The organism is Mesorhizobium sp. M1E.F.Ca.ET.041.01.1.1, assembly GCF_003997355.1.
GTDB lineage: Bacteria > Pseudomonadota > Alphaproteobacteria > Rhizobiales > Rhizobiaceae > Mesorhizobium.
Map to the genome: position 1 here is coordinate 59,680 of NZ_RZSL01000002.1, position 9,896 is coordinate 69,575.

The following is a 9,896-nucleotide window of genomic DNA, read 5'->3' on the forward strand; positions in this document are numbered from 1 at the left end:
GCCTATTCTCCCGCTGGCTATTTCGGGCGCGGATCCTCAAGCCCGGTTGCGGTGGTCTGGAATGATCCGGCCCGGCGTTTTTCGACGGCCTCGGCAAGCGCCAGCGCGGCGTTGCAAACCTCCGTCTGCACAGCGTGGTCGGCGTCGAGCTCGTCGTGGCTCGTCGCATAGGGCTTCCAGTAGCCAATGTAACGGTCAAGCTCCGCCGCCTCGCCAACCGGATCGAGCTTCATCGAGCGCAGCCAGTCAGCAAGGCTGTGACGCACGCTCCCGGCGCCTTCGGTGTCGCCATGCACGATGACGGAGAACAGGCGGCCGGCGAGATGGCGCGGATAGTCCCAACCGGCAAGCTCGGCCTTCTTGGCGAGCGCGGCGTCCTTGCCCTGGGTCAGCGAAGGATCGGGATTGCCGCCATCAGCGCAGACCAGGCGGTCCATCATCAGCTTCACCGGCGAGGAGGTATGGTACCAGTTAACCGGCGTGACGATCATGACGCCATGCGCCTCGACCCATAGCGGATAGATCTCGTTCATCCAGTCATTGACCTGGCCGAGTGAATGATTGGGGTAGCAGGAACACGGCCAGTGGCAGAGCGCGGCCGCCGTCGAGAAGCAGGCCTTGCAGGGATAAATCCTGCGGCCGTATTCGGAGGCGAGCCGCGCGAGGTCGAGAACCTCGGTCGAGAAGCCCGGCCTGGCCGCGATAGCGCTACGCGCCAGCTCCACAAGACGGAAGCTTTTCGACATTTCGCCAGGACAGGTGTGTTCGCTGCGCGACGAGCCGTTGATAAGCAGGATGCGGGATGGAGCGGACCTGTCCTCGTAACGGCGCTGCGCCGCTCCGACCGCCTCATGCGCGGCGATCCATTCGACTGAAAGATCGTAGTCGGGATCGCGAAAACCCTCCCCCGCCTTTCTGGTGATCGGAGACTTGCGCCCTTCGCTGTAGGCCTGCCAGGCGATCTCGGCCAGCCTGTCGATGGCATCCGCCTCCGGCCGGAAGGTCGGATCGTAGAACTGTTTCAAGTAGCGTCCCTTGAATTCGCTTTCGCCGAGCCGCGGGCTCGGCATGCCTTTGCGCGGCTCGGGGCCGGCCTTGCTGAAATCTGCGTTCTTTGCCATGCGTTGCCTACGCCGAATTGCAGCGGGCCAGGACAAGAAGCCGGCTGCCGTTAATCGACCAGTTCCTTGGTGCCCTCGAGTGCGGCTTTGGAAAGGGCGGCACCGGATATTGCCTGGCGCCCGCCTGCATCGGGGCTTGCGGTTTGGGTTTGCGGTTTGGCCTTGCGCGGTCGGTGGCATCGACCTTGCGCTGCACGCTGCGCTGCCGGCTCGCCGCATACTCGGTGTCGGATTTCGACGGCGTGGCGCGTTTTGTCGGCATCGTTTGCTCCTTCGGTCACGAAGAACAACGCACTCCGGAGGAAAAGGTTTGGCTTTCTTGAAACCAGCCGCTCAGCGCCGGATCGATCCAATCCAGGCGGCTGACGACGATGCCCCACCTACATCAAAGTTAAATGCGGTCGGCCGGTCCGCAGTGTTATTCATACTAGGTTGGGGGACTCTTCAGGAGGAGTCCCATGGATGTTCGAAATCTGATTGCTATGCTGTCGGCCGCATTGCTATGCCGACGTGCTAACGTTTTAACCTCGCCCTCCGAGGCAGAGCCGCGCGTTGCTGGCCGATGTGCCTCCGAGGCCGCGACCGCCATATCATCCGGCACAGTCCGCCGAGCCAGCGATCAACATGTGGCTCTCCGTCAACCGATCGGATGCAACCGGCCGGTGCCATCTTCGTTTTATGGCGATCCAAATCTTTATGGTGGTAAAATGAAATCCCTTCGGATGAACAATCCCCTTATCGTTCTGTCAGCGGTGGTTCTTATCTCGGCGCCCTTCATCGGCCTCGCCTGGCGCACGCACGAATGGCTCGGGTGGTGAAGACGCATGAGCAGGTTTTTGCCTCTGACCATCCGATTCGTGAACGGCGGCACGATGGTGGTCGCATCGATCGCCGACGTGAAAAAGGCGCTTGGCGGGACATGGAAAAACAAGGACGCGCCGGCCTATCTCAAGGCGGTGCAGCTCGTGAACGACGCGGCCAACGGCATCTGCCGCCCGGCAATCGCTTTCGCCGCGTTCAAGAAGGCGGCCGCGGAACAAGGCATGCTGAAACCCGCCGATCCGAGTGCGGCGCTTACCATGCTCGACGAGCTATGGTCGAACAACAAAACTCATCCCAGATGAGTGCCGTCAGCTGGCTCATCTGGGCTCGCGGTTCATGCTGAGATAGGTCGGGTCGAACTCCGCGATCTCTACAAGCCTCGCCCAATCCAGGATCGTGATGAGATGGCTTGTCCAATTGATCACGTTCATGCGCCGCAGCGTGCCGATGACCCTGTTCATGTGGACGACTGAAAGGCCGAGTACATCGGCGAGCTCGGCCTGCGACAGCGGCAGATGGAAGCTCATGTCGCGCGTCTTCTTCACGACTTGAAGCCTTACGAACAGCTCGCAGATGAGATGCGCCAGATGCGACGTCTTGGAGCGGCGCCCCATGGCCACGATCCATTCGCGGTGGATGGCGCCGTCGACAAGCGTGTTCAGCCACAAGAGCCTGGTGAGATGCGGCGCCTGCTCGGTTATCGCGCGCAGCTTGTTGTGCTCAATCGCGACGACGTGGCAGGGCGAGAGCGCGACGATGCCATGGTCCATCGTCTTTAGGAGAAAGGCATGCAGATCGACGAAATCGCCGGCCACATGCAAAGCGGTGAACTGACGCCCGCCATTTTCCAGCACCTTATAGCGCGCAGCGAAGCCGTCGACGATCAACGTGCTGAAAATCGGTCTCGAACCGATCGGTACAATGTCCTCACCCGTGACGAAGTATTTCTCGGTCGACATCGCGCTGGCCAACCGCGTCTTCTCGGCGTCGGAGAGCAGGTCGTGCTGACCAAGGTTCAGGTACAGTGCCTCGAGCATCCGTAGCTTCCCATCCGCCGAATTAAACTGCATCTCCAACTTTCGGGATCATTCGCGGCTACCTTTATGGTGACGCCGCTTCAGCCGAACCTCCTTGACATTAGCCGCATGGAACCATGGCGGCGGACAGGAATTGAAAGTCGAGGCGCCGGGGGTGCTTGCCGATGGAATGTGACCTGCACAATACCGATCATACTCAGTTGGACCGCGAGGGACAGCTCTTTTCGTCCCGCGAACGCGCAGGCGGGGAAGCACTGCGGATATTGCACGATGTGGCCGGCGACGAGATGACGGTTGGCAATCAACTGAAGATCACCGTCAGGATCTGGAATGAGAAAAGCGAGCAGACCTTCGAGGCGTCCCTCACCCTCGACCCTGCATGGACATGACCAACGCCATGGCAGCCGGGCGAACGATCCTCGCGGCTGGGAAGGCTAGCTGATACGCCGATAGCTCCTGAGCCTCCTATCGGCTACCGAGCTTCTGGATACCTCCCTTGTCCAGACGAAACACTCCATCGGCCCCGCCCTTGGCTTTCGAAGTCAGTCTGAAGCTCATCCCATGTGCCAAGATATTTGCCGCATTAGGTGCAGCTGATGGGAGTTGCAGGCTGCGCATCGGCCGGAATCTGCAGGCAGATGATGCCACAAAAGGCACTCCAATTTGTGGTCCAGAAACTGGCGGTCATGATGCACACCATCACGCAATCGGCACGCATGCGCAAGCGCAGTTCCAGGGCATCGCTACGGGACAATCGCCTCGACCAGCCGGCGGGGAACCTAGCCCTTCGAACGCGGTTTTCATCCGGAGAAGCACGGGGAAACATCATGGCACGAGGAAAAACCGAATACGAAACTGGCGCGCGGAAATATCCGGCAAGAACAGGTCCCGATCCGACCGACGATTTCTCGCAGGATGCGGCCGCCAATGAACGCCCGGCGGGCGGTTTGACGCGGGCTACCGGCGAAACAGAGGACAAGACACGTCAAACCGAAGGACAGAACCCGCCCGGCCGGACGGCGCCCAGACCCGCCATCGAGAAAACGTCCGGGGCCGGTCCGGCGATCTCCGAAAGCTCGAAGGACGCTAAAGGGCCAAAATCGGGTCGCCAGTCTGATGCCGATGTCAAGGACTAGGGCACCTGGATACCAGTCCTGGCGGTTGGATGCGCGGCACTGAGTTCACGAATTATTTCGCCAGGAACATCAGTTGCGCGCGGTGATTATTATTACTCGAGGAGGCCGAATTCCAAGGACCCGATCCCGCGAGCCGAACCTCCTTATGTCCACCCTTAGGACCAATTCACAAACTGAAGGTGGAGCAATGGTATGCCCAGACAAGGCGGAAGCCACGGACAGCACGTCAAGGCCGGCCAATAGAGCCACAAAAACCGCGAGCCGGATCAGCGTCGCGGCTGCGGGCAGCAACAAGCCGAGGACCGCAACATGGGCTGGCACAGAGGTGACCGCGGCAACTTCGCCGAAGACCGCGAGCGTGCCTCGGAAGCCGGCCGCGAAAGCGGCCAGTCTTAAACCTTCGAAGCGGCGTCTACGATTGCAGGCGCCGTTTTTCTTGCCTCAAGGACCACCCAATTTGGAAATCAAACCGAGCAACGGAGAAAAGCGATGCCAAGGACAAAGTCGACCGGCGCGGCAAACGGCCTCGAAAGCCTTTTCGTCGACGGCCTGAAGGACATTTACTACGCAGAGAAAAAGATACTGAAGACATTGCCGAAACTGGCTAAGGCGGCGCAATCCGAAGAAGTGAGCGCTGCTTTCGAGAAGCATCGTATGGAAACCGAGGGCCAGGTCGATCGACTCGAACAGGTATTCGAGTTGCTCGGCAAGGCCGCCAGGGGTAAGACTTGTCCGGCGATCGACGGCATTCTCGAAGAGGGTTCGGAGATCCTCGAGGAATATGAAGACCAGCCGGCACTCGATGCGGGCCTTGTGGCGGCCGCCCAGTCGGTCGAGCATTATGAGATCGCGCGCTATGGAACGCTGATCGCCTGGGCGGAGCAGTTGGGCCTGAAGGATGCCCTGCCGCTGCTGCGCGAGACCCTCGAGGAAGAGTCCGCTACCGACGAGGCGCTTACCAAGCTCGGCGAAAGTGGTGCGAACGAGCGCGCCTTGCAGGCAGCCGCATAAGGCGTCTGCACAGGCTCGCTTCGCACTCCAAAGGCATGCCTGCTATGCGGCGGCCTCGGTTCGTTTCAGCCGGGGCCGCGACTCTCATCGACCTCGCGCGAAAAGCGCTTAGCGGCTATTCCGCCAGTCCAGGGGACGCAAAGTCCTTCGCCAAGAGTGAGAAAGCCCGGCTCGGGGTTGAAGCATCTCTTAGAGGCTAAGCGCCGTAACCTGTGCAGTCGGGCCCAAAAAGCAAATTTGGTTCCAATGTCAGCTCGGCATTTTCATACCGGATGCTCACACAAAAACTCGCGGAATATCGACAGTGTCGCTCGTCCGACCCGGCCCTGTTCTTTGGTGGATGCCCGTCACATCGCAGGATATGGCGGGCATCACTCAACCGACGATGAAGGGACTCATTGCTCGCCGGTCCCGCATCCAATGCGATAGCCTGTTATATGTTTCGTCCGCGAGACCTAGGAGTTTGGCACCTCGACAATAGTCTCACATTGCATGGGACTGGCGTGCGAGGGCGGGAACAGATGCCCGTGCTACGCACTTACATCTGTGCCTGCTTGTGCACGTTGTCCTCCGGCGAGCGCAACCCAGGTACCTTCAGCTTTATCACTCGCCCGTCGGCAGCTGCCGGCGGGTTTTTTTCAACCGCTTTGTCGTCATAAAGTCCCTTTTGTGAACTGCGCAGGCTTCCCCCCAGCCGAGTGCATTGAGACTCCCGTTCTACAGAGAAACACTGTCGTCCAGGATCTGCAAGTCTTCGTTGCCGACTAGCAATGACGATAGCCTGCCTGCCAACCCTAAACCCTGTCGAAACCGTCAAATCCTCTATGCAGAGGACTAGCTCTGCTTGCTCGCCAGAAGGCGCGCCTCGCGAAGGAGCGAGTTCGCATCAATGCCAATCATCTCAACAAGGTCGCGCGCTTGCGCCTCAGTGATGCCAGTTTCGCGCACCAGGAACCGCACACGAAATTGCTTCTCAGCCTGTACGCGTTCGCCGCGCTCTTGCTTGCTCTCTGCCATAGGATTTTCCCCAATGGTCGAGAACTTCGGTCGAGCGAATTGGTTCCGCACATCGAGGAAAGCGATTTACGATGTGGGTTCCCTTGATCAACGCCTTCTTGATTTCCTCGATTGTGCCAGTACCTTTCGCGAAGACGGTGATGATCTCAGCGGCCAAACTATCCCATTCCGGACTGCGGGGCGGCGCCTAGCTCATCGAGCGCCTTGCCTACATAGAGTCCTGCAACCAGGAGACGGAACCGAGCGCCGCGCTCGAGCTGATCTACTTCACAGGATGCGAAGCCTGGGTCCGCACGACGGATCCCGGATTCCCGTACGACATGCTTCGCCGTTCGGCGTGGATTCCCAGCCAATGGCTAGAACGACGCAATCCTTTGCCTTCTTCGCTCCAAGCTTCTCGCCGTTCGGCGTGCGATCCTGAGTTCGTCAAGCGTCGGCTGCCACCACCCTCTCGATCGTTCGGTCGATCCGGCAGGGCGCCGGGCTGGCCATGTCTTGATCAGTTCAGTCAAGGTCGGTGGTCGCCATCTAGCCCATACATGGTCGACGGCCGCGTCCGTCATTTGGGGGTAGAACGCTGACAATTCCGGGGCGTCCGCGAGCTTACCTGAAATCCCGGTGAAGACGACGATGCCGTATTGCTGCGTCGCCACGGCACGGCCGAACGGAGGCAGGTCTTCGGCTGGAAGCGGAAAGCGACGGCGCCTGCGCTCGGCATGACGCAGTTTAGCGGCCTTGTATTCACCCGAATGTTTGTTAGCTTCCCATCGCCGTTTCCTCTCCTCAGGCTCGGCATGTTGGGCGGCTCTTTCGATGCTTGGCCAACGGCGCTGCAGTTCCTCATAGGAGCGGAAAGGCACCCTCCAGGCTCGCAGTTCGTCGTCCCAACTCGCCCATGGAACAGCTCGTAGCTCCTCGAGAACGGTCCTGGAATAAGGTGTGCGGATGAGCAAGTCGTCCGCGACTTGCAGATACCGGCTCGACAGTGGATCGAAGGCGAAGGCATCTCTTCCCTTGCTGTCGTCATGGGCCGCGCGCGAAGCCGCCTCATGCGCCAGCCAGCGCTCGACCCGCCGCGCTGCCGTCTTTCCCGGGACGAACCAACCCCCGCGCTCGTCGCTCCACCTGGCGCGCGGGAATGCTCGCCGAAACCGCTCAACCGTTGTTCGATCATACGGGAAGCGCGCTTCGGCACCATCGGCTGTCTGCGGTGCGGCAAGGGCGTCGGATTTTTCCATGGGTTTGCTATTGGCAGCACTGCTAACAAAGAACGCTGTGCAAGCCGTTTGGGTTCAAACCACACAGCGGCAAGGAATACAGACAGACGAAACCACGCAACGAGCGAAGCATGGGGAAACTTTCCATGCGCTCGACGGTTAATCCGGATCCAGAGAGGATCGATTCATGCCCAGACGAGCCGCGAAGGAACCGGGGACAGGCCGGCCCAAGAAGCCTCGTTCGCGTCCGCTGAAGGGCGAGGAGGCGGAAGTGAACCATATCGTGGAAACGCAAAACATATCGCCGGCGCAGGCGCGGGAGCTTGTGCGGCGCTACGGAACCGATTGGCGCAAGATTGAGGAGGCCGCCAAAACGTACAAGGAGAACAGCTAGGCAGCAAAGCCAAGTATCCCCAGGGACAGCTCGGAAAAATCATCGACTAAGATGATGTGACCGCATGACCACAATCGCGACCTTCAACGTAAACGGCGTCAACGGACGATTGCCGGTTCTCCTCAGATGGCTCGGCGAAACCCGGTACGACATTGTCTGCCTTCAGGAGCTCAAGACATCCGATGACAAATTTCCGGCCGATGCGATCAAGGAGGCGGGTTACGGCGCCATCTGGCACGGCCAGAAGTCTTACAACGGGGTAGCAATTCTAGCGCGAGGGAAAAAGCCGCTGGAGCGCAGGCGCGGTCTGCCCGGCGACCCAGACGATACGCACAGTCGCTACATCGAGGCCGAGGTCCACGGACTGGTGATCGGCTGCGTCTACCTGCCCAACGGCAATCCGGCGCCCGGCCCGAGATTCGACTACAAGCTCAGCTGGTTTCAGCGATTGATCAGCTATGCCCAGATACTGCTCAAGGAAGAGACGGTCCTCTGCGGCGACTACAACGTGGTGCCAACGCCAATCGATGCTGCGGTGCCGGCACGCTGGCTGGGCGATGCGGTATATTTCCCGCAGAGCCGTCAGGCCTACGCCGACATTCTGGAGATGGGGTGGACGGATGCGGTTCGGCACATCCACCCCGAGAAGGGCGTCTACACCTACTGGAACTTTTCCTACCGGGGCGGTTACGACCGGAGCTCCGGTCTGCGGATGGATCATCTTCTAGTCAGTCCCGCCCTTTCAAACAGGCTGCGCGGCGCCGGCGTCGATGTTGCGGTACGCGGTTGGGAAAAGCCAAGCGATCACGCGCCGGCATGGATCGAATTGATTTGGCCCGGGAAGAGCGAATAGAGCTCTTGGTCGAAAGCCGCAGGCTGCCGTGATCCGCCGCTGCAAAGGCGTAGGCACCGCCTCTCATCCAACGACACACGCCGGTCCACAAGAGAATTCGATCGGCCGGTCCCTAGAGCGGCGATTTATGACCGAGCAATAGACGATGTCGCCCTGCTCGATCCGCACTGACGTCGGAGCAACCTTTTGATCACAAATCGGTTATAAAAAACGCGATGGGCAAAAAGAAGAAGAATGCGATCGAAAAGGCCGAAGGGGACGAACTTACGGCCGAAGCATACTACTATGCGCGTAAATGTGGCCTCACGCCGGATGAGGCCATGGAGATCATAAGAGGCTCCGACACACAGGGCCAAAAGCGCTCTCACAAGCAGTTGCGACCGGCTGTCCTCCACAAACATCAGCAACAGCCCTCGGTGCCCGGCCTGTCGGGTTAGTCGGAGGACTAGAGCATAACAGGCCGGGCCTTACCCCGGTGGCGGGGCAGAAATCTATCATGCGCTGTCTTCAGCGACTGGCACTAATAGTTTTAAGTTCTGCGATTGAAAGCCCGTCGTCCACCTCCACTTAGCCGGCCGCATGTCAGCCCTTTTTTGCATAGCCGGCGGTAACCTCGCCCTTGTGTGCGGCGAAGGCTGCCAGCACTTCCGCCTTCTCAGGCTTCGGAACCTTCGAGTGGTCCAGGGTCCGCCCGAGCGTTTCGATTTCGCTAGGGACGATCTGTCCGGCGAAGAGCAGGCGAAATTCCTGTCGCAAGCCATCGGCCGCCCGGTCACCTATCAAGAAATCCCGATAGAAGGGGCACGCCAGCAAACCGAGGATACGGCGCTCATGTTCGAATGGTTTGGCAAGACCGGCTGTCGATATCGCCGTATTGCACAGGAATTTTCCGGAGGTCCGCTGGGCGCGTGCTGACTGGAGCGTGCTCGAACGGACGTCTTCTGCCGCTTGAGGCCACGACGCGCATCTGCGAGGCTCGCGTGCCTCGGCCGCTCTTCATCAGCGCGGATGCGAGGAAGCGTTTTGTCCTGCAACGTCGCGGTCGAGCGGCCGGCCTCTTGCGCCGAGTGGCAGCTTCTCGCGGCTTTCAGTCGGCAGTAAGCACGACCTTGACGCTCCGGCTTCGATCGAGAGCAAGCCGGAAGGCTTCAGGCGCCGCCGCGAGCGGCCGCCTGGCGGTGATGAGACGCTCGACGTCGGCCTTGCCGGCGACGATGAGATCGACGGCCGTGCGGAATTCCTCGCCGAACCGGAACGTGCCCCTCAGATCGAGCTCCTTCGCCATGAC

General features: G+C 60.1%; 14 protein-coding genes and 2 pseudogenes. 10 read left to right on the plus strand and 6 right to left on the minus strand.

Going from position 1 to position 9,896, the window contains the following annotated elements; translation table 11 throughout:
- Positions 1 to 17: 17 nt before the first annotated feature.
- Positions 18 to 1,121, minus strand: a complete 1,104-nt coding sequence (locus EOA38_RS00670) for a flavodoxin family protein (protein ID WP_126090133.1) — start codon at positions 1,119 to 1,121, stop codon at positions 18 to 20.
- 7 nt (positions 1,122 to 1,128) lie between these two features.
- Positions 1,129 to 1,383 carry a hypothetical protein gene (locus tag EOA38_RS00675; protein ID WP_189350357.1) on the minus strand — a complete coding sequence of 85 codons (255 nt, stop codon included), beginning with the start codon at positions 1,381 to 1,383 and terminating at the stop codon, positions 1,129 to 1,131.
- A 196-nt stretch (positions 1,384 to 1,579) separates the two neighbouring features.
- Here EOA38_RS00675 and EOA38_RS00680 point away from each other — a divergent pair, with 196 nt between their 5' ends.
- A complete protein-coding gene (locus EOA38_RS00680) occupies positions 1,580 to 1,939 on the plus strand; it encodes a hypothetical protein (RefSeq protein ID WP_126090134.1) in 360 nt (119 codons plus the stop codon).
- 6 nt (positions 1,940 to 1,945) lie between these two features.
- A complete protein-coding gene (locus tag EOA38_RS00685) occupies positions 1,946 to 2,245 on the plus strand; it encodes a DUF982 domain-containing protein (RefSeq protein WP_126090135.1) in 300 nt (99 codons plus the stop codon).
- A 15-nt stretch (positions 2,246 to 2,260) separates the two neighbouring features.
- On the opposite strand, the gene EOA38_RS00690 is transcribed toward EOA38_RS00685, so the two are convergent.
- Positions 2,261 to 2,980 carry a Crp/Fnr family transcriptional regulator gene (locus tag EOA38_RS00690; protein ID WP_126090136.1) on the minus strand — a complete coding sequence of 240 codons (720 nt, stop codon included), beginning with the start codon at positions 2,978 to 2,980 and terminating at the stop codon, positions 2,261 to 2,263.
- 164 nt (positions 2,981 to 3,144) lie between these two features.
- Here EOA38_RS00690 and EOA38_RS00695 point away from each other — a divergent pair, with 164 nt between their 5' ends.
- From EOA38_RS00695 to EOA38_RS00715, 4 genes are all read left to right on the plus strand, one after another.
- Positions 3,145 to 3,369, plus strand: a complete 225-nt coding sequence (locus EOA38_RS00695; RefSeq protein ID WP_126090137.1) for a hypothetical protein — start codon at positions 3,145 to 3,147, stop codon at positions 3,367 to 3,369.
- Positions 3,370 to 3,576: 207 nt separating this feature from the next.
- Positions 3,577 to 4,116, plus strand: a complete 540-nt coding sequence (locus EOA38_RS40060) for a hypothetical protein (RefSeq protein ID WP_245480722.1) — start codon at positions 3,577 to 3,579, stop codon at positions 4,114 to 4,116.
- A gap of 309 nt (positions 4,117 to 4,425) precedes the next feature.
- Positions 4,426 to 4,512: a KGG domain-containing protein gene (locus tag EOA38_RS00710; RefSeq protein ID WP_126095632.1), complete on the plus strand. Its 87-nt coding sequence runs from the start codon at positions 4,426 to 4,428 to the stop codon at positions 4,510 to 4,512.
- Between the two features lie 93 nt (positions 4,513 to 4,605).
- Complete coding sequence (locus tag EOA38_RS00715; RefSeq protein WP_126090138.1) at positions 4,606 to 5,127, plus strand: ferritin-like domain-containing protein; 522 nt, start codon at positions 4,606 to 4,608, stop codon at positions 5,125 to 5,127.
- An 834-nt stretch (positions 5,128 to 5,961) separates the two neighbouring features.
- On the opposite strand, the gene EOA38_RS00720 is transcribed toward EOA38_RS00715, so the two are convergent.
- Together EOA38_RS00720 and EOA38_RS00725 are read right to left on the minus strand one after the other, a co-directional pair.
- A complete protein-coding gene (locus EOA38_RS00720; protein WP_126090139.1) occupies positions 5,962 to 6,144 on the minus strand; it encodes a hypothetical protein in 183 nt (60 codons plus the stop codon).
- A gap of 356 nt (positions 6,145 to 6,500) precedes the next feature.
- The gene (locus EOA38_RS00725) at positions 6,501 to 7,382 is read right to left on the minus strand and encodes a hypothetical protein (protein ID WP_126090140.1); all 882 of its coding nucleotides are present in this window, start codon (positions 7,380 to 7,382) and stop codon (positions 6,501 to 6,503) included.
- 250 nt (positions 7,383 to 7,632) lie between these two features.
- Here EOA38_RS00725 and EOA38_RS40910 point away from each other — a divergent pair, with 250 nt between their 5' ends.
- From EOA38_RS40910 to EOA38_RS00750, 4 genes and pseudogenes are all read left to right on the plus strand, one after another.
- On the plus strand, positions 7,633 to 7,755 hold the full coding sequence (locus tag EOA38_RS40910) for a hypothetical protein (protein ID WP_281059638.1): 123 nt from the start codon (positions 7,633 to 7,635) through the stop codon (positions 7,753 to 7,755).
- A gap of 64 nt (positions 7,756 to 7,819) precedes the next feature.
- The gene (gene xth / locus EOA38_RS00735) at positions 7,820 to 8,608 is read left to right on the plus strand and encodes an exodeoxyribonuclease III (protein ID WP_126090142.1); all 789 of its coding nucleotides are present in this window, start codon (positions 7,820 to 7,822) and stop codon (positions 8,606 to 8,608) included.
- 215 nt (positions 8,609 to 8,823) lie between these two features.
- Positions 8,824 to 9,045 (plus strand): hypothetical protein, encoded by a 222-nt coding sequence (locus EOA38_RS39685; protein WP_126090143.1) that lies wholly within the window; start codon positions 8,824 to 8,826, stop codon positions 9,043 to 9,045.
- A 256-nt stretch (positions 9,046 to 9,301) separates the two neighbouring features.
- Positions 9,302 to 9,560, plus strand: a pseudogene (locus EOA38_RS00750) (NmrA/HSCARG family protein); the annotation flags it as partial.
- Positions 9,561 to 9,695: 135 nt separating this feature from the next.
- Here EOA38_RS00750 and EOA38_RS00755 read toward each other — a convergent pair.
- Positions 9,696 to 9,896: pseudogene (locus EOA38_RS00755) on the minus strand (L-idonate 5-dehydrogenase); the annotation flags it as partial.

Bases quoted from the DNA above. Each gene is read 5' to 3' on its own strand.
- EOA38_RS00670 (WP_126090133.1), bottom strand. From the start codon at position 1,121: ATGGCAAAGAACGCAGATTTCAGCAAGGCCGGCCCCGAGCCGCGCAAA.
- EOA38_RS00675 (WP_189350357.1), bottom strand. From the start codon at position 1,383: ATGCCGACAAAACGCGCCACGCCGTCGAAATCCGACACCGAGTATGCG.
- EOA38_RS00680 (WP_126090134.1), top strand. From the start codon at position 1,580: ATGGATGTTCGAAATCTGATTGCTATGCTGTCGGCCGCATTGCTATGC.
- EOA38_RS00685 (WP_126090135.1), top strand. From the start codon at position 1,946: ATGAGCAGGTTTTTGCCTCTGACCATCCGATTCGTGAACGGCGGCACG.
- EOA38_RS00690 (WP_126090136.1), bottom strand. From the start codon at position 2,980: ATGCTCGAGGCACTGTACCTGAACCTTGGTCAGCACGACCTGCTCTCC.
- EOA38_RS00695 (WP_126090137.1), top strand. From the start codon at position 3,145: ATGGAATGTGACCTGCACAATACCGATCATACTCAGTTGGACCGCGAG.
- EOA38_RS40060 (WP_245480722.1), top strand. From the start codon at position 3,577: ATGGGAGTTGCAGGCTGCGCATCGGCCGGAATCTGCAGGCAGATGATG.
- EOA38_RS00710 (WP_126095632.1), top strand. From the start codon at position 4,426: ATGGGCTGGCACAGAGGTGACCGCGGCAACTTCGCCGAAGACCGCGAG.
- EOA38_RS00715 (WP_126090138.1), top strand. From the start codon at position 4,606: ATGCCAAGGACAAAGTCGACCGGCGCGGCAAACGGCCTCGAAAGCCTT.
- EOA38_RS00720 (WP_126090139.1), bottom strand. From the start codon at position 6,144: ATGGCAGAGAGCAAGCAAGAGCGCGGCGAACGCGTACAGGCTGAGAAG.
- EOA38_RS00725 (WP_126090140.1), bottom strand. From the start codon at position 7,382: ATGGAAAAATCCGACGCCCTTGCCGCACCGCAGACAGCCGATGGTGCC.
- xth (WP_126090142.1), top strand. From the start codon at position 7,820: ATGACCACAATCGCGACCTTCAACGTAAACGGCGTCAACGGACGATTG.
- EOA38_RS39685 (WP_126090143.1), top strand. From the start codon at position 8,824: ATGGGCAAAAAGAAGAAGAATGCGATCGAAAAGGCCGAAGGGGACGAA.